At 38.1% G+C, this 19,135-nt stretch carries 17 protein-coding genes and 1 other annotated feature (1 of these 18 only partly in view); all 17 genes read left to right on the top strand.

Annotated elements, in window-relative coordinates; translation table 11 throughout:
* Nucleotides 1-275 precede the first annotated feature (275 nt).
* The 17 genes from citZ (at nucleotide 276) to ytxC (ending at nucleotide 18,840) form a co-directional block, all read left to right on the top strand.
* Nucleotides 276-1,394 (top strand): citrate synthase, encoded by a 1,119-nt coding sequence (gene citZ / locus U9R83_RS23795; protein WP_014458044.1) that lies wholly within the window; start codon nucleotides 276-278, stop codon nucleotides 1,392-1,394.
* Between the two features lie 75 nt (nucleotides 1,395-1,469).
* Entirely contained in the window at nucleotides 1,470-2,762 is a 1,293-nt protein-coding gene (gene icd, locus U9R83_RS23790; protein WP_255255780.1) for an NADP-dependent isocitrate dehydrogenase, read from the top strand.
* Nucleotides 2,763-2,790: 28 nt separating this feature from the next.
* Nucleotides 2,791-3,729 carry a malate dehydrogenase gene (gene mdh / locus U9R83_RS23785; protein ID WP_013085194.1) on the top strand — a complete coding sequence of 313 codons (939 nt, stop codon included), beginning with the start codon at nucleotides 2,791-2,793 and terminating at the stop codon, nucleotides 3,727-3,729.
* A 137-nt stretch (nucleotides 3,730-3,866) separates the two neighbouring features.
* A complete protein-coding gene (locus U9R83_RS23780; protein ID WP_042992413.1) occupies nucleotides 3,867-4,343 on the top strand; it encodes a MaoC family dehydratase in 477 nt (158 codons plus the stop codon).
* 178 nt (nucleotides 4,344-4,521) lie between these two features.
* Complete coding sequence (locus tag U9R83_RS23775; RefSeq protein WP_013085192.1) at nucleotides 4,522-5,238, top strand: response regulator transcription factor; 717 nt, start codon at nucleotides 4,522-4,524, stop codon at nucleotides 5,236-5,238.
* Nucleotides 5,231-7,003: a two-component system histidine kinase PnpS gene (gene pnpS / locus U9R83_RS23770; protein WP_014458047.1), complete on the top strand. Its 1,773-nt coding sequence runs from the start codon at nucleotides 5,231-5,233 to the stop codon at nucleotides 7,001-7,003. The genes U9R83_RS23775 and pnpS overlap by 8 nt, the downstream gene beginning before the upstream one ends.
* A gap of 328 nt (nucleotides 7,004-7,331) precedes the next feature.
* Nucleotides 7,332-9,959: a DNA polymerase I gene (polA, locus tag U9R83_RS23765; RefSeq protein WP_014458048.1), complete on the top strand. Its 2,628-nt coding sequence runs from the start codon at nucleotides 7,332-7,334 to the stop codon at nucleotides 9,957-9,959.
* A gap of 21 nt (nucleotides 9,960-9,980) precedes the next feature.
* Nucleotides 9,981-10,814 (top strand): DNA-formamidopyrimidine glycosylase, encoded by an 834-nt coding sequence (gene mutM / locus U9R83_RS23760; RefSeq protein ID WP_243550018.1) that lies wholly within the window; start codon nucleotides 9,981-9,983, stop codon nucleotides 10,812-10,814.
* A gap of 60 nt (nucleotides 10,815-10,874) precedes the next feature.
* Entirely contained in the window at nucleotides 10,875-11,504 is a 630-nt protein-coding gene (ytaF, locus tag U9R83_RS23755) for a sporulation membrane protein YtaF (protein ID WP_014458050.1), read from the top strand.
* 23 nt (nucleotides 11,505-11,527) lie between these two features.
* Complete coding sequence (coaE, locus tag U9R83_RS23750; protein WP_014458051.1) at nucleotides 11,528-12,124, top strand: dephospho-CoA kinase; 597 nt, start codon at nucleotides 11,528-11,530, stop codon at nucleotides 12,122-12,124.
* A 275-nt stretch (nucleotides 12,125-12,399) separates the two neighbouring features.
* Nucleotides 12,400-13,431 (top strand): glyceraldehyde-3-phosphate dehydrogenase, encoded by a 1,032-nt coding sequence (locus tag U9R83_RS23745; protein ID WP_014458052.1) that lies wholly within the window; start codon nucleotides 12,400-12,402, stop codon nucleotides 13,429-13,431.
* Nucleotides 13,432-13,852: 421 nt separating this feature from the next.
* Nucleotides 13,853-14,233, top strand: a complete 381-nt coding sequence (gene speD / locus U9R83_RS23740) for an adenosylmethionine decarboxylase (RefSeq protein ID WP_013059434.1) — start codon at nucleotides 13,853-13,855, stop codon at nucleotides 14,231-14,233.
* A 93-nt stretch (nucleotides 14,234-14,326) separates the two neighbouring features.
* The gene (locus U9R83_RS23735) at nucleotides 14,327-14,713 is read left to right on the top strand and encodes a hypothetical protein (protein WP_014458053.1); all 387 of its coding nucleotides are present in this window, start codon (nucleotides 14,327-14,329) and stop codon (nucleotides 14,711-14,713) included.
* Nucleotides 14,714-14,956: 243 nt separating this feature from the next.
* The gene (gene nrdR / locus U9R83_RS23730) at nucleotides 14,957-15,418 is read left to right on the top strand and encodes a transcriptional regulator NrdR (RefSeq protein ID WP_013059432.1); all 462 of its coding nucleotides are present in this window, start codon (nucleotides 14,957-14,959) and stop codon (nucleotides 15,416-15,418) included.
* A 72-nt stretch (nucleotides 15,419-15,490) separates the two neighbouring features.
* Nucleotides 15,491-16,918 carry a replication initiation and membrane attachment family protein gene (locus U9R83_RS23725; RefSeq protein ID WP_014458054.1) on the top strand — a complete coding sequence of 476 codons (1,428 nt, stop codon included), beginning with the start codon at nucleotides 15,491-15,493 and terminating at the stop codon, nucleotides 16,916-16,918.
* A gap of 32 nt (nucleotides 16,919-16,950) precedes the next feature.
* Entirely contained in the window at nucleotides 16,951-17,883 is a 933-nt protein-coding gene (dnaI, locus tag U9R83_RS23720) for a primosomal protein DnaI (protein WP_014458055.1), read from the top strand.
* A 96-nt stretch (nucleotides 17,884-17,979) separates the two neighbouring features.
* Complete coding sequence (gene ytxC / locus U9R83_RS23715; protein WP_014458056.1) at nucleotides 17,980-18,840, top strand: sporulation protein YtxC; 861 nt, start codon at nucleotides 17,980-17,982, stop codon at nucleotides 18,838-18,840.
* 60 nt (nucleotides 18,841-18,900) lie between these two features.
* Nucleotides 18,901-19,135: a binding site (T-box leader), on the top strand; it runs 14 nt beyond the window's last position.

The following is a 19,135-nucleotide window of genomic DNA, read 5'->3' as shown; positions in this document are numbered from 1 at the left end:
AGGCCGCATCTTTTTACATACAATTGTATGTTTTACCTATAGGGCTGTAACAAAGCAATGACACATGCAGATGTTTTGATTTTGTGTGTTATTGAAACAAATGGAAATGTAAGCATTTTCTTTACGTGGGGTGAAGGAATGTTCTTCCAAGATATATATTCAAAAGAGGCGCTTCGTATATCATTTAATGTCTAGTTGAGCAGAGGCTCAATTTTGTTTTTCACGTTTTACACAGAAAGGTATGGGGAATTTTTTCTGTAAAGGAGTGGAGATTTATGACAGCAACTCGAGGTCTAGAAGGGGTAGTCGCTACAACGTCAGCAGTAAGTTCAATTATTGATGACACTTTAACATATCAAGGCTACAATATTGATGATTTAGCGAATTATGCAACATTTGAAGAAGTGGTGTATTTACTATGGCACGGAAAATTACCTAACAAAGAAGAATTATCTGTGTTTTCTAGATTACTAGCAGAAAACGCTAAATTACCCCAAGAAGTCTTAGATCATTTCAAAACTTATCCAATTCAAGATGTTCATCCAATGGCAGCTTTAAGAACAGTCGTATCACTATTGGGGTTGTACGATCCTGAAGCTGATTTAATGGATGAAGAAGCAAATTATCGCAAAGCTGTTCGTTTGCAAGCACAATTACCAACGGTGGTAACGGCTTTTTCAAGAGTCCGTAACGGATTAGAGCCAATTGAGCCAAACGAAAACTATAGCATTGCCGCTAACTTTTTATATATGTTAACCGGCGAAGAGCCAACTGATATCCAAGTAGAGGCATTTGATAAGGCACTTGTCTTACACGCTGACCATGAGCTAAATGCTTCAACTTTTACAGCTCGTGTCTGTGTGGCAACATTATCTGATATTTATTCAGGAATTACAGCCGCTATTGGAGCGTTAAAGGGTCCTCTTCACGGGGGAGCGAATGAAGCTGTTATGAAAATGTTGTCTGACATTCAAACAGTTGAAAACGCAGAACCTTACATTCGCGAAAAGCTCGCGAAAAAAGAAAAGATTATGGGATTTGGACATCGTGTGTATCAGCAGGGTGATCCTCGTGCCAAGCACTTGAAAGAAATGTCTGAAAAACTTACCAAACAAGCAGGAGATACAACGCTATACGATATGTCAGTGAAAATTGAAGAGATCGTAACAGGCGAGAAAAAGCTTCCGCCAAACGTTGATTTCTATTCAGCTTCTGTATACCACAGCTTAGGCATTGATCACGATCTATTTACTCCGATCTTTGCCGTGAGCCGCGTATCAGGATGGATTGCTCACATTTTAGAGCAGTATTCAAACAATCGTTTGATTCGTCCAAGAGCTGATTATATCGGTCCTGGAAAACAAACGTACATTCCGCTTGAAGAGCGCAGCTAAACAATGTGACGAAGGTGCTCACGTTCGTTGAGCACTTTTCCATAAGTGAAAGTAGACAAATTTTTTAAGGAGGTCATTCTCATGACAAAAGGTGAACAAATTTCTGTAGCAAACGGCGTGTTAAACGTACCAAATAACCCAATTATTCCATTTATCGAAGGTGACGGAATTGGTCCGGATATCTGGGCAGCAGCTTCTCGCGTATTAGAAGCAGCGGTTGCAAAAGCATACAATGGTGAAAAAGAAATCGTTTGGAAAGAAGTATTAGCAGGTGAAAAAGCATTTAATCAAACTGGCGAATGGTTACCGGAAGAAACGTTAGATGCAATTCGCGAATACATAATTGCAATCAAAGGACCATTAACAACACCAGTAGGCGGTGGCATTCGTTCTCTAAACGTGGCATTGCGTCAAGAATTAGACTTATTCACATGCTTACGTCCTGTTCGCTACTTTGACGGCGTACCTTCTCCAATTAAGCGCCCTGAAGATACAGATATGGTTATCTTCCGTGAAAATACTGAAGATATTTATGCTGGTATTGAATATGCGAAGGGTTCTGAAGAAGTACAAAAGCTTGTTTCGTTCCTACAAACGGAATTAGGCGTAAATAAAATCCGTTTCCCTGAAACTTCTGGGTTAGGTATTAAGCCTATTTCTTCTGAAGGAACAGAGCGTCTTGTGCGTGCAGCAATCAACTATGCAATTGAACAAGGCCGCAAGTCTGTGACGCTTGTACACAAAGGAAACATTATGAAATATACAGAAGGCGCATTTAAAAACTGGGGCTATGAGTTAGCTGAAAAAGAATTCGGTGATAAAGTATTTACTTGGGCACAATATGACCGCATCGTTGAAAAAGAAGGTGCGCAGGCTGCAAACAAAGCTCAAGCAGAAGCGGAAGCAGCAGGAAAAATTATTGTAAAAGATTCAATTGCAGATATCTTCTTACAACAAATTTTAACTCGTCCACGTGAATTCGATGTAGTAGCAACAATGAATTTAAATGGAGATTACATTTCAGATGCGTTAGCGGCGCAAGTTGGTGGTATCGGAATTGCTCCAGGAGCAAACATCAACTATGAAACTGGACATGCTATCTTTGAAGCAACTCACGGTACAGCACCTAAATATGCTGGTTTAGATAAAGTAAACCCATCTTCTGTATTACTATCAGGTGTGTTAATGCTTGAACACCTTGGCTGGAACGAAGCAGCGGATTTAATCATGAAATCAATGGAAAAAACAATTGCTTCAAAAGTAGTAACATATGATTTCGCACGTTTAATGGATGGTGCAACAGAAGTGAAGTGTTCAGAGTTCGCTGATGAATTAATTAGCAATCTAGGAAAACAAGTAACAGTTTAATAGCTATTCATTTAGGGGAGGAATTATAATGGCAAATATGCGTAAAAAAGTATCTGTTATCGGAGCGGGCTTTACAGGAGCTACAACTGCTTTTTTAATTGGTCAAAAAGAATTAGCTGATGTTGTATTAGTTGATATTCCGCAATTAGAAAATCCAGCTAAAGGCAAAGCGCTGGATATGTTAGAAGCAAGTCCTGTACAAGGCTTTGACGCTAACATTACAGGAACAGCCAACTACGAAGACACAGCTGATTCTGACATTGTCATTATTACAGCTGGTATCGCGCGCAAGCCAGGTATGAGTCGCGATGATTTAGTAACAACGAACCAAAAGATCATGAAGTCTGTTACTCAAGAAGTTGTTAAATACTCACCAAACTGTCATATTATCGTGTTAACAAACCCGGTAGATGCTATGACGTACACAGTATTTAAAGAATCTGGCTTTCCTAAAAACCGCGTAATCGGTCAATCAGGCGTATTAGATTCTGCACGTTTCCGTACGTTCGTAGCGCAGGAGTTAAACATTTCAGTAAAAGATATCACAGGTTTTGTACTTGGTGGACATGGCGATGATATGGTACCTCTTGTACGCTACTCATATGCTGGCGGTATTCCTCTTGAAACGCTTATTCCAAAAGCGCGCCTTGAAGCAATTGTTGAACGAACACGCAAAGGCGGCGGCGAGATCGTTAACTTATTAGGTAACGGAAGTGCATACTACGCGCCTGCTGCTTCTTTAGTTGAAATGACAGAAGCGATCTTAAAAGATCAGCGTCGCATTTTACCAGCGATTGCTTACCTAGAGGGTGAGTATGGTTATAACGGCATCTACTTAGGTGTTCCGACCGTATTAGGAGCTGCAGGAATTGAGCAAGTAATTGAATTAGAACTGACTGATTCTGAAAAAGCTTCTTTAGATCAATCAGCAAAATCAGTTAAAACTGTCATGGGTGTATTAGCTTAATACAATAAAATAGGTTTGAGTATAGGTTTTTATCAATATTCAAACAATAGTCACAAGGAAAATTCGGGGGAAACCTCGAATTTTTCTTGTATATGGAGAAAGAAAAGCTATTACTTTATACAAAAGGTGGAATGATGATGGTATTAGGTAAAAAACAAAAAATAGGCCGAAGTATTGAAGATATCAAAGTTGGAGAAAAATTAACGCTAACTGAACGAATTGAAGATAAGGATATCTTATTGTACTTAGGGCTGACAAATGATTCTAACCCTTTATACATTCAGCATGATTACGCATCTCAGACACCTTTTAAGAAACCTATTGTGCCAAGTATTATGATTACCGGTATTATGACAGCAGCCATTTCAAAGTACTTGCCCGGACCTGGAAGCCATGTTGCAGAACATACGGTTGCCTTCCCCAAAAAAATTCATCATTATAGTACGATTGAATTTTTGTTTGAAGTCACAGAGGTAGATGTTTCTTCTAAAACTGTTAGGATTGAGGTGGAAGCGGTCAATGAGCAAAAAGAGAAAGTAGTAACGGCAAGGTTTCTTGTGTATCCGCCGTTTAGACTTCCATCAGTAGAGACACACGACTTTGAAAATTTTTAAAACGCCTTAAATATTTATAAATATAGAAGAAACTCTTTGACCATATTTTCTGAAAATGTTGAAATATATTGGAGAACGAGGCTAAAACATTGTATGATAAGAGAAGATAAATAGAAAATAATATCATTTGGATGAAGCTGCGGTTTAATTTAACTAGATGGAGGCTTATATCGTTAATATGAGTAAGAAATTATTAGTCGTAGATGATGAACAATCAATTTCAACATTATTACAATATAATTTACAACAAGCTGGCTTTACAGTAGAAACAGCTGAAGACGGGGAAGAAGGATACAACAAGGCACTAGAAGGAAAACCGGATTTAATTGTGTTAGACTTGATGCTTCCTAAGATGGATGGAATTGAAGTTTGTAAAAAGCTTCGTCAGCAAAAAGTGATGACGCCTATTTTAATGTTAACTGCAAAAGACGATGAGTTCGACAAAGTATTAGGGCTAGAGCTTGGGGCAGATGATTACATGACGAAACCATTTAGCCCTCGAGAAGTAGTAGCGCGTGTAAAAGCCATTTTACGCAGAACACAAATTATTGCTCAGGAAAATGAACAAGAGGAAGATGGCGAACGCATCATGATTGGTGATTTAAAAATTCTTCCAGATCATTATGAGGCCTACTTTAATCAAGAGCAGCTTGAGCTTACTCCGAAAGAATTCGAGTTATTATTATATTTGGCAAAATACAAAGGACGGGTATTAACTCGTGATCAGCTGCTAAGTGCAGTGTGGAATTATGATTTTGCCGGAGATACGCGAATTGTAGATGTGCACATCAGCCATTTGCGTGAGAAAATTGAACATAACACGCGAAAACCTGTTTATATAAAAACGATTAGAGGATTAGGATATAAGCTGGAGGAACCAAAGGTAGATGAATAAATTTCGTTCAAGGCTACTTTTGGCTCTATTAGTACTTATTATTATTGTATTAGTAGGTCTTGGCCTGCTGCTGGGACAGTTGTTTAAAAACTTTTATTTTCAGACGTTTCAAGAGCGAATGGAAAAAGAGGCAAAGCTTGTAGAAATGTACATTAGCGAAGAAGGTATCACAAGTCCTGCTTTAAAATCTAAAGTTGATCAAATCAGCCATTCGCTAAGTGTACGAACGACTATCGTTCAAAAAGACGGAAAAATATTAGTTGACTCAAATCCAGGTAGCAAGCAGCAAAGAATCGAAAAAAGTATCGTAATCCAACAAGTATTAAAAAAGCAGTTAAACAGTAAAAAAAGCTTTGATCAAATTAAAGAAGATTACGACTTATATTACTATGGTATCCCGCTTATTATAGAAGGTAAGCAAGAGGGATTTGTTGTGCTGAGTACATCGTTTGATTCATTAAAACAAGTAAATCAGCAAATTTGGGGCCTTCTTATTGGAAGCTTAGGTCTAGCTTTGATTGTGATTTTACTCTTAGGTGTAAAGATTATGGGACGCTATACCCGTCCTATTGAATCGGCAACCAAGGTGGCTATGGAACTTGCAAAAGGGAATTATAAAGCTCGTACATATGAAGATTATGTAGATGAAACAGGGATGCTGAGTCAGTCTATTAACGCACTTGCTCGTAATCTGCAAGAGTCTATCACTAATCAAGAAATGCAGCAGGACAGGCTGCGCACGCTAATTGAAAATATGGGAAGCGGCATGCTTCTTATCGATAGTAGAGGCTATATAAATTTAGTGAATCGAGCTTATAAAGAGCAGTTTCATATACATCCGGATGACTTCCTTTATCATTTGTATTACGAGGTATTTGAGCATAAAGAAATCATTAAGCTTGTGGAAAAAATATTTATGACGGAAGTAAAGGTTCGAAAACAAGTGGTTCTGCCTTTAAATATTGAACGAAGATATTTTGATGTTTACGGAGCGCCGATTATTGGCTTAAACGATGAATGGAAAGGCATTGTGCTTGTTTTCCATGATATTACCGAGCTGAAAAAACTAGAACAAGTTCGCCGTGACTTTGTAGCGAATGTGTCTCATGAACTAAAAACTCCTATTACGTCTATAAAAGGGTTTAGTGAGACATTGTTAGACGGTGCTATGGAAGATCCACAGCTGCGTCAGCAGTTTCTATCTATCATTTTAACGGAAAGTCAGCGCATGGAGAGCTTGATTCAAGATCTTTTAGATTTGTCTAAAGTTGAACAGCAAGGGTTTAAACTAAGCATTCATTCAGTAGATCTGAATACGCTTCTTTACGAAGTGACGACAGTGCTATCAAACCGAGCGACTGAAAAAGAAATCACGCTAACGTTAGATACGCTTCCTGAAGAAGCGTGGATTGATGGTGACAGTCAGCGCCTTATGCAAGTGTTTGTTAACTTAATCGGCAATGCGCTCATGTATACAATGCCTGGAGGAACTGTTCACGTTTCGCTTGAAGAGGAAGAAGAAACGATTACGGTTCATGTTCAAGATACAGGTATCGGTATTGATTCTGATGAAATTTCACGTATTTTTGAGCGCTTTTACAGAGTAGACAAAGCAAGAAGCCGTAATTCTGGAGGAACAGGTCTTGGATTAGCAATTGTTAAACATCTCGTTGAAGCTCATAAAGGGGAAATTGAAGTGAAAAGTGAAGTCAATAAAGGGACAACTTTTTCGGTGAAGCTGCACAAGTATTTGCCGCAGATGTAAAATGTTTACGTTCCTTTTACAATTTATTTAATGTAGCTTAATAATTAATTGATACAATTTTTCATGGAAACCCCTTCATCCAAGGAGCCAATGTGTAAGGCGAAAATAGCTTTAACCGTGCTATTTTCGCCGATTCTTTTTGACGATTTCTATCCATTCACATGCTACACCGCCTAAAATAACTAGGCGGTGTTTTTATTTTATGACGTGCAGATCTTATCACCACATGAAAATAAAACGTTGAATTCAAGAGTACTTTTTGTCCTTAAAGCTTATTGTTTGCTAAAATAAAGGTAAGATAAGAAGAGAGCGAAATGGAGGAACATGAATGACACAAAAACTAGTATTAATTGACGGGAATAGTATTGCCTACCGTGCATTTTTTGCTTTGCCGCTTTTAAACAATGATAAAGGAATACATACAAATGCCATATACGGCTTTACTACAATGCTGACACGTATTTTAGAGGAAGAGAAGCCAACGCATTTACTGGTGGCTTTTGATGCAGGGAAAACAACGTTTCGCCACAAAACATTTACAGAATACAAAGGAGGCAGACAGAAGACGCCTCCTGAACTTTCAGAGCAGTTTCCCTTTATTCGTGAGTTATTAGATGCGTATGGAATTAAGCGCTATGAACTGCCTGATTATGAAGCAGATGATATTATCGGTACACTTTCAAAACAAGCTGAACAAAAAGGAATGGCCGTAAAAGTCATTTCCGGGGATAAAGATTTACTTCAGCTTGTGTCAGAACATGTAACTGTAGATATTACGAGAAAAGGGATTACAGATGTCGATTCATATACGCCTGCAGCCATTGATGAAAAGTATGGTATTACGGCTGCACAAATTATTGATATGAAAGGCCTTATGGGGGACAGCTCGGATAATATTCCAGGCGTGCCCGGAGTCGGCGAAAAAACAGCCTTAAAGCTATTAAAAGAGTTCGAAACGGTTGAAAATGTATTGGAATCTATCGATCAAGTCAGCGGTAAAAAATTAAAAGAAAAGCTAGAAGATAATCGTGAATCAGCTATCATGAGTAAAAAGCTTGCAACTATTTATTGCGAAGCGCCTCTTGAAGTATCTGTAGAAGATGCAAAATATGACGGGTTTGAATCTTCAAAGGTCATCTCATTATTTAAAGAGCTTGGGTTTAATTCTCTGCTTGCTAAATTTGGTGAATCAGCAGAAGAGGAAGCAGATTTTGAAGACCTGGCGTTTGAAATAGCGCAGGAAGTTCATGATGATATGTTAACAAGCGAAGCAGCTCTGATCGTAGAAGGGTATGAAGAAAACTACCATCACAATCAGCTGCTCGGTTTTGGAATCAGCAACAAAAATGGCCACTATTTTATCGATAAAGATACAGCTCTTTCATCTTCTAAATTTAAAGCATGGTTAGAAGATGAGCGTGTAAAAAAGACGGTGTTTAATGGGAAACGTACGATTGTATCGTTAAAATGGGCGGGGCATGAAATTAAAGGAATTGAACATGATGTAATGATTGCTTCTTACATCTTGAATCCCGCTGAATCAAATGATGATCTAGCGACAATTGCAAAATTAAAAGGATACCATCAAGTGCAATCAGATGAAGCTGTGTATGGAAAAGGAGCTAAGCGAAGCATTGCGGAAGCTGATCAGCTAGCTGAGCATGTTACAAGAAAAGCAGCCGCCGTAGCTTATTTAAAAGAATTGTTAGAAAAAGAATTAGTTGAAAATGAACAGTTTGAGCTGTTTGAAAAGCTTGAAATGCCTCTTGCCATTGTCCTTGCTGATATGGAATATCAAGGGGTGAAAATTGATCGTGCACATTTGGATGAAATGGGGGAAGATCTCCGAGAAAAGCTTGAAAAAATTGAAGCGAAAATCTACGAATACGCTGGACAAGAATTCAATATTAATTCACCAAAGCAGCTAGGAGTTGTTCTTTTTGAAAAAATGCAGCTTCCAGTCATAAAGAAAACAAAAACAGGCTACTCCACATCAGCCGATGTATTAGAGCAATTAGCTAGCGCCCATGATATTATCCCAGAGATTTTACAATACCGTCAGCTAGGAAAATTACAGTCTACGTATATTGAAGGTTTAAAAAAAGTTATTCATGAAAGCGATGGAAAAGTTCATACCCGCTTTAATCAAACGTTAACTCAAACGGGAAGGTTAAGCTCAGTAGATCCTAACTTGCAAAACATCCCGATTCGTCTTGAAGAAGGTAAAAAAATAAGAGGTGCATTCGTGCCTTCACAGCCTGATTGGTTAATATTTGCGGCGGATTATTCACAAATTGAGCTGCGCGTACTGGCTCATATTGCAGATGATGAGAAGTTAATTGACGCGTTTAAGCATGACTTAGATATTCATACGAAAACAGCGATGGATGTGTTCCACGTCGAAAGAGAAGAAGTAACGTCGAATATGCGCCGTCAGGCTAAAGCAGTTAATTTTGGAATCGTCTATGGCATCAGTGATTACGGTTTATCGCAAAGTTTAGGGATTACAAGAAAAGCAGCGGCTACTTTTATTGAACGCTATTTAAAAAGCTTCCCGGGTGTGCAGGAGTATATGGATACGATTGTGCGCGATGCAAAAGAAAAGGGATATGTAACAACGCTCTTGCACCGCCGACGTTACTTGCCTGAAATCACGAGCCGAAACTTTAACCTCCGCAGCTTCGCTGAGCGTACGGCTATGAATACGCCTATCCAAGGGACAGCAGCTGACATTATTAAAAAAGCAATGATTGAAATGGATAAGCGCTTAAAAGATGAAAATCTTCAGGCTAAGCTGCTGCTTCAAGTACACGATGAGCTGATTTTTGAAGCCCCAGAAGAAGAAATTAAAATTTTAGAGAAAATCGTACCAGAAGTAATGGAGCATGCTTTAGAGCTAGAAGTTCCGTTGAAAGTAGATTATTCTTACGGAAAGACTTGGTACGAAGCAAAGTAGTGGAAAAAGGATGTGACAAACGTGCCAGAATTACCAGAAGTTGAAACCGTCAGACGTACGTTGATTGAATTAGCCAGTGGTAAGACCATTGAGCGTGTAACCGTTAAATGGCCTAATATTATCAAACGTCCTGAGCAAGTTGAGCAGTTTTGTGACGCGCTTGTTGGACAAACCATTCGAGATGTTGAACGCAGAGGTAAGTTTTTGAAAATTGTACTCGATGATTATACGATGGTTTCTCATCTGCGTATGGAAGGAAAATATGCTCTCCATGAAAATGCAGAAGAACCAGATAAACATGTACACGTCTTTTTTCACTTCACCGACGGAACAGAATTACGATACCGGGATGTAAGGAAATTTGGTACCATGCACTTATTTAAAAAGGGTGAGGAAGATCTGTTTCCTCCTCTTATTGGCCTTGGACCTGAACCGTTTGACGAAACATTTAATCCAAGTCAGTTAAAAATGCGAATCGGCAAAACCTCTCGAAAAATCAAGCCGGTTTTACTCGATCAAAATGTCGTGGTTGGGCTAGGGAATATTTATGTAGACGAAGCACTATTTCGCGCAGGGATTCACCCTGAACGAGTGGCCAGCCAATTAACAGACGAAGAGTATGAAAAATTGTACGAAGAAATTGTAGGGACTCTTCAAGAAGCGGTGAAACAAGGGGGCAGCACAATTCGCACGTATGTAAACACACAGGGGCAAATAGGCATGTTTCAGCAGCAGCTTTACGTGTACGGAAGAAAAGGCGAATCCTGTAAAATGTGCGGTACCCCAATTGAAAAATTTGTTGTAGGCGGTAGAGGAACACATATCTGCCCAAATTGTCAGCCGGCTAAAAAATAACAATGGATGGGCTCCTTTCATATACTACGTATAGACAGAAAGGAAAGGAGTCCTCTCATCATGATAACATTTTCTTTACTTATTCTTGCTTTTGCCGTAAGTCTTGACAGCTTTAGCGTTGGCCTGACATACGGACTTCGAAAGGTGAAAATCCCGCTGAAATCCATTTTTATTATTTCATGTTGTTCAGCATTTTCTTTAATGTTTTCTATGTTTTTAGGAAAGGTACTTACGCATCTATTTTCAGTGGATGTACTAAATAAAGTAGGCGGAGGTATTCTTGTTCTACTTGGAATGTGGATTTTATACCAGTTTTTTTGTCCGGCAGATTCATCTCGAGTGAAAGAAGAAAAAACATTAGTGAAAATTGAAATTAAGTCAATTGGCTTAGTCATTAACGTATTGAAAAAACCAATTGCAGCAGATTTAGATAATTCAGGTTCCATCAATGGAATTGAAGCATTTATACTTGGAATTGCATTATCTCTTGATGCATTTGGAGCAGGGTTTGGAGCAGCTTTATTAGGTTATTCGCCGTATGCTTTAGCAATTGCTGTAGCTCTTATGAGTTCACTTTTTTTAAGTGCGGGCATACAGTTTGGCAAAGTTTTTTCACGTTTATCATGGATGAAAATGTTTTCCTTTTTACCGGGAGTTCTGCTTATTATTTTAGGTATTTTTAGATTTTAAATAAAGCGATAAAGGAGAGGCCAATGTCAATTGTAATTGGATTAACGGGCGGAATTGCTAGTGGAAAAAGTACGGTAACCGGAATGCTGAGAGATATTAATATTCCAGTAATCGATGCTGACCACATTGCAAAAGAAGTCGTCGAACCAGGAAAAGAAGCATACAACCAAATTGTAGAGACGTTCGGCCGTGCCGTTCTTCACGAAAATGCGGAGATCAATCGAGCGGCTTTAGGGGAAATTGTGTTTTCTCAAGAGGAACAACGTAAAAAGTTGAATGCAATTGTACACCCTGCGGTAAGAAAAGAAATGCTTTCTCAAAAGGAAAGGTATATCGAGGAAGGATACGATGCTGTGGTATTAGATATTCCGCTGCTGTTTGAAAGTGATTTGACACATTTAGTCGATAAAGTAGTGGTTGTATATGTCGATGAACCTGTGCAGCTAGAAAGGTTAAAATCTCGTAATGATCTCTCGACGGAGGATGCCTATGCACGTATCCACGCACAGCTGCCTTTGATTCAAAAAGTAGCCTTAGCCGATGCGGTGATCAATAACAACGGACCTGTAGAGGAAACAAAACAACAGCTTTTAAGTATATTAGCCCTATGGCTAGATTAAAGAGGCTGGGACAAAAGTATGTTAGCTGAAGGAAAATCCGAACGAGCTTGATTCTTGAGGGAGAATTAAGCTCGTTCGGATTTTTTTATTGTGAATATTTAAGGGCTTCTAAAAAAGAATGTGTTAAATATCTGTTCTCGCTATATACATATAGTAAAACTTAATTAAAATAATTTATTAAAAAAAATTAATATTATTCACTTTTTAAATATTTATGTTATACTATTCAATATAAAAAGTTAAATAGTATAACACATATAGAGAGGGGTATAGCCATGAAAGCACGTATTGCCATTAATGGTTTTGGGAGAATAGGAAGAATGGTGTTTCGCACAGCGATCACAGAGGAAAATTTAGATATTATTGCAATAAATGCATCTTATCCAGCAGAAACGTTAGCACATTTAATCAAATATGACTCTATACACGGACCGTTTAATGGAGATGTAAAATGTGATGATGATGCGCTAATTGTTAATGGTAAAAGAATTCAGCTATTAAATTCACGTGATCCGCTGAATTTGCCTTGGAAAGAGCTTGGGATTGATTTAGTTGTTGAAGCAACGGGGAAATTTAATTCAAGAGAAAAAGCGCAGTTACATATTGAAGCAGGTGCGAAAAAAGTTGTATTAACAGCACCGGGTAAACAAGAAGATATTACTATTGTGATGGGCGTAAACGAACGAGAGTTTGATGTGAACCAGCATAACATTATTTCTAATGCTTCTTGTACGACAAATTGTCTAGCTCCAGTTGTCAAGGTGTTAGACGAAGCGTTCACAATTGAAAACGGTTTAATGACGACCGTTCACGCATATACAAATGATCAAAAAAATATCGATAATCCGCATAAAGATTTGCGGAGAGCCCGTGCGTGTGCTCAATCAATTATTCCTACAACAACTGGAGCAGCCAAAGCACTTTCATTAGTTCTTCCTCATTTAAAAGGAAAGCTTCACGGGATGGCGCTGCGTGTGCCAACGCCGAACGTATCGCTTGTCGATTTAGTTGTGGATGTAAGGAAACCTGTGACGATGGAAGATGTTAATTTAGCGTTTATTAAAGCTGCTGAAGGACCGTTAAAGAATATTTTAAATTTAACAATGGAACCACTCGTATCAATTGACTTTAATACAAATCCTCATTCAGCTATTGTAGATGGACTATCCACGATCGTAATGGAAGATCATAAAATTAAAGTGTTAGCTTGGTACGATAACGAGTGGGGCTACTCTCAGCGCGTAGTCGATTTGGTAAGATATATTGCTGCAGAAATGCGTAATGGATCAAAAATAAGAGTAAGCTAAGAAAGCTATTGATTGCTTTTAAAAAAACAGGGAGCTATCGCCCTGTTTTTTTTGTTTTTATTCAAAAGAATAGGGAAAAGCAATAAGATAAGTATGCAAAGGGGTGTTTATTTTCCTCAATTTTAATAAAAATTAATAGTCGTTTAGCAGCTTTTACACACTGTCTCACGAGAATACAGGGGTAATTTGTATAGGTCTATCTGCAAGAACAATCTTTAATAAAATCAAAACACGTATTGCAAAATAAATGTAAACAAAGTATACTATGTTTCGTGAACTTCTTGTGTACCTTTCGGTGATGTGGCTACTTAAAGGGTTAGGACCTCTTTGGACTAACTTTCCCCCGTGGTAGTTAACATGCTATATGGCGAAAGAACTTCATGTTTAACGATTAAAAATTGTTAAAGGGGGAAATATCATTATGGAAACAATGGGTCGTCATGTCATCTCAGAATTATGGGGATGCGATTTCGATAAGTTAAATGATATTGATTATATTGAAAAAACGTTTGTTGATGCAGCTTTAAAATCTGGTGCGGAAGTTCGCGAAGTAGCGTTCCATAAATTTGCACCTCAAGGTGTAAGTGGCGTTGTTATTATTTCAGAATCACATTTAACGATTCACAGCTTCCCAGAGCATGGTTATGCAAGTATCGATGTTTATACTTGTGGTCATTTAGATCCTACAATCGCAGCAGATTATATTGCAGATGCTCTAAGTGCACAGACACGTGAAACAATTGAATTACCACGTGGAATGGGTCCTGTTCAGGTAAAACAAACTAAAGCGAATGCACTTTAATAGTGTCGATTGATTACGTAAGTTAAGAGGTGTATTACACACCTCTTTTTAGTATATAAATTTTTAATAAGCAAAAACAAAGGGGATAACAACATGGGGGTAGTACAAGCAGTTAAATCTTTATTTTCTAATCATGTAGAAACAAGCGATCACCATTCAGATCCGACTCTAAAAACGCATTATTACAAAACAACGGCTGGAAATGCATTTAAGCAAGTGCATGAAATGTTGAAGCACATGCAAGGGATAGAGATACTTGCTGCGTATGAAGAACGAGGAGAAATTAGCTTAAACGTTGTAAAAGGAAGAAAAGCTTTTGTTGTGATTACCATTATTAACGTACGTCCTCTTGAAACCGCTATCGATTTTTCTGCTACAACAGAATCAAAAGTGATGCCGGTTGATTTTGGTTTTAGCAAAGAACTTGTACGTACGCTTTATAAGAGCTTTGATCAAAAACTTATTCCTCTTTCTTCGTAAGTTCCTTATCATTTTTGAATTTCAGGAAATAAAATGGGGAAATTCCTTTTCCTTTACTTGTATTCAAGCCTTGTTTTCTATAAGATGGAATAAAGCAAATCCTTTAATACAGCATCGTGTTTGTTAAAGGAAATGATGATAAAAATCATAATAAATGGCGAATAGCCGCCTAACATAGATGGAAATTAACTTGTATAAGAGAAAATAAAAAGAAAAACAAGGTTTATTATTGGAGCTGAGAATATGAAGTGCCCATCCTGTCATTACAATGGAACGAGAGTGCTGGACTCGCGCCCTGTAGAAGAAGGCCGCTCTATTCGTAGAAGACGTGAATGCGAAGAGTGTCACTATCGTTTTACAACTTTTGAGAAAGTAGAAGAACTTCCGTTAATTGTTGTAAAAAAAGATGGAGCGAGAGAAGAGTTCAGCAAAGACAAAATCCTTCGAGGGTTAATTAAGGCGTGTGAAAAACGCCAAGTAAGCTTAAAACAATTAGAAGATACCGTGCACGATATTGAAACAGAACTGCGCAGTCAGGGTACATCAGAGGTGCAGTCAGATGTGGTAGGAGAAATGGTGATGGAGCGATTAGCTGCTATCGATGAAGTCTCTTATGTTCGATTTGCTTCTGTATACCGACAATTTAAAGACATCAATGTATTTATTGATGAATTAAAAGATTTAATTAAGAAGGAACGACTGTAAAAGAGCTATTGAAGTATTCTTTAGGCTCTTTTTTTGTCATTTCTATTACTTTAAAAGTAGGTAGGGAACGACATGAAAGAACAACATTGGAAAGAAATGATACCGGTCGATCGTTATGTTGTTCGTTCGAACGGCATACTGCAGGAATACGACCGAAGGATTTTAACCATGCTCTATCAGCCGCTGGTGGGCACGACGTGTTTTGGTTTGTATATGACGCTATGGAGCGAGCTGGAACAAGATCGTTTATGGGGAAAAGAGTCTACACATCATCATCTAATGTCGATGATGCAAATTAATTTGAAAGCTATTTACCATGAGCGGTTAAAATTAGAAGGCATTGGTTTGTTAAAAACATATATTAAGGAAGAAGATGATGTTCGTGTGTTCATTTATGAGCTCATTCCTCCTCTTACGCCCCATCAGTTCTTTAACGATGGTGTGTTAAATGTATATTTATATAACCGACTAGGAAAATCCATCTTTCAAAAAGTAAAAAATTATTTTTCGGATTCACTCGTGGATGACCAATCGTTCAAAGATGTGACGCATTCATTTAACGATGTATTTAAATCAGTTAAAGCAACGGAGCTGGCTCCAAGTTTTCAGTCTGAAAGCAAGGATGTATTTTCTCCTGATGCTCAAACGGACTTTATGGATTCTTCAAACCGTGCTTCTATTGAGATGAGCCCGGATTCCTTTGATTTTGATTTATTTTTAGCAGGCCTAACAGATTCAATGATTTCGAAAAGGTCCATTACATCTAAAGTAAAACAAGCAATTGAAAAGCTAGCTTTTTTATATGGTATCGATCCTCTTCAAATGAAAAATGTGGTGCTCGATTCGCTAAATGAGAACGATCAAGTTGATATTGAATTGCTTAGAAAAGCAGCACAGTCCTTTTACCAATTTGAAAATGGAGAAGCACTTCCAAATCTAAGCGAACAAATTCAGCCGCCTATGCTTCGCACTATGCAGGAAAAGCAGCCGCAGACGAAAGAAGAGCAGCTCATTCAACAGCTTGAAGTGACTTCTCCTCGACAGCTTTTGATCGAGTTTTCCGGGGGAGCAGAGCCTTCAAAAGCAGATTTGCAAATGATTGAAGAAGTGATGTTTAATCAAAAGCTTTCACCAGGGGTAGTAAATGTTCTAATTTACTATGTTATGCTAAGATCCGATATGAAATTATCTAAGAGCTATGTAGAGAAAATTGCTGGACACTGGGCGCGCAAAAAGGTACAAACTGTTCAAGATGCCATGAATTTAGCTAAAAATGAACAGAAAGAATATCAAAACTGGACCGAAGCAAAGCAAAATAAAAAAACGACCGGACGAAAAATTGTGCGTAAAGAAATGGTGCCAGAGTGGCTGAGCGATGAAGAAAAAGAAGAGAAAAAGCAGCCTTCAAAAGAAGTGGACGGATTTGAAGAAGAAAAACGAAAGCTACAAGAAGAGCTCAAGCAGTTAGATCAAGAGCTAAAACAAAAGCATAAAGAATAAAAAGCAGGTATGATAGAGATGAGGTGAAAAAGATGAAGCCTATCAATGATTCACTAAATCAGTTAGTGAACAAAAAAGATTTTAAAGCACGCTTAGAAGCATTAAGAAACAGTATCCTGTCTAATCCTGAAGTTAAAACATTTTTGCAAGAGCATCGCCGTGAGTTAGATGAGCAAATGGTCGACCGAGGCCTGATGAAGATGCATGAATTTATCGACCAAAGCAAATGCTGTGACAAGTGTCCTTCTCTGCAAAGCTGTGTCAACATGGTGAAAGGATACCACCCTCAGCTGGTTGTAAAAGGCCGTAATATTGATTTGCAATATGAACGCTGTCCTAGAAAAGTACAAGAAGATGAGCGAAAAGAACAAGAATCTTTTATTCAGTGTATGTACGTGCCGAAAGAAATTTTACAGGCAACAATGTCTGATATTGAAATTGAGCAGGGAAGATTTGAAGCGATTAAACTAGTAAGAGATTTTGTGCGAGAATATGAGCCAAACAAGAAAATGAAAGCCTTATATTTACACGGTTCGTTTGGTGTGGGAAAAACGTATTTTCTTGGAGCAATTGCCAATGCGTTAGCCGAAAAGAAAGTGAAATCTACCATTCTGTATGTTCCGGAGTTTTTGCGTGAGTTAAAAGGTTCGTTTCAAGATCAAAGCTTTAATGAGAAAATAGAGTATGTCAAAAAAGTACCGGTTCTTATGCTTGATGATCTCGGAGCAGAATCCGTAACGAGCTGGATGCGAGACGATGTGCTCGGAACCATTTTACAATTCCGCATGCTCGAAAATTTGCCCACATTTTTCAGCTCGAATTTAAATTTTAAAGAGCTTCAACATCATTTGACTTATACCCAAAGAGGCGAGCAGGAAGAGCTCAAAGCCGCTCGTGTCATGGAACGAATTAAGTCTCTAGCCATTCCTGTTGAAATGAATGGAGAGAATAAACGAAATAGATGAGCAGGTCGTTTTACATTTCTTGTAACGACTTGCTCATTTTTTTGCATGTTGCCCCATATACATTAATAAAGCGTGTCCAAAGGGGGGCTATGAGGAATGAAAATATTCTTTAAATATGTAGAAGACGCAGTCGTTGTATATGAGTCTTTATGCGCGAAGCAAAGCGCTTTATCATATGGTTCACAGTGCTTGAAGCTGGTGAATAATCAGCTTTTAGTTATTGATGAGACATACAATCGAGAGGCCATTTTACAAGACATGGTGATACCTGTATTAACGCACGTGATTTTAAAAAAGAAAGAAAAAAAGATGATGGTAAACATATTAAAAGAACAATTTTTTTATTCGGAAGAGGAAGAGCAAGATTTGCTGCTTCAAATTATGGGGGGGATTATGGAAGGAGAGAGAGACGAAATTCCGCAAAAAATATTTTCTCTTCCAAGAGAATTGCTTATCCGCCAGGCGCTTCAAGACTTCTTCATTCATAATGTAACATTCACCTTTGAGTCTTTTCTCCAATTCCGTTTAAAAGAATATCAAGATCGGCTGCGCTATTATGCTGAGCTGGCGATTGATGAATATAAGCTTGAACAAGACTATCAAATTCTTATTCATCAGCTGCGTCAAGCGGCTAACGAAAGACAGTCATCTACCGGTGATGTGTACGTGATGCACTTGAATAAAAACAAGTTTGTATTGTACGACCACAACCGTAGATATGTTCCTGAACGTGAATGTGCAGCTCTAGCAGAGGCCTTTTTATCTAAACAAGAATCATTATACATAGACTCGACTATTATCGCGCCTTTGCTAAGTTTATCTCCAGCTGGTATTCATCTGTATAGCGACGAGCATGACCATGATTTTGTTTACACCATTCAAAATATCTTTCAAGAAAAAGTGATGTTATACGAAAAAAATGAATTTCCGTTTGATCAAAAGCAAAATATAACGTGAAAGGTTGATTTCTATTTTGAAAATGAATATAATAAATGCATATTGAAAAACAGCTATATGTTACAAGTTATGATGAGGACATGAGTGTATATTTACGGTTTGTAGAGAGGGAGATCCAGGCTGAAAATCTCCTAACACGGAATATATCCTTACCACCTCTAAACTTCAGTAGTAAACGAGCAGAGCCTCTAGTAATTACTGACGGAATTTCCGTTATAAAACCTCGAGCCGCTTCGGGTTCTTTGGGTTATCCAAGATACGAAGAGGAAACAAGGGTGGTACCGCGTGTATACAC

Source organism: Priestia sp. LL-8, from assembly GCF_036227845.1.
In the GTDB taxonomy this organism is placed as follows: Bacteria; Bacillota; Bacilli; order Bacillales; family Bacillaceae_H; genus Priestia; species Priestia zanthoxyli.
Note: the sequence above shows the minus strand (reverse complement) of the source record. Positions and strands in the feature narration are given on the sequence as shown.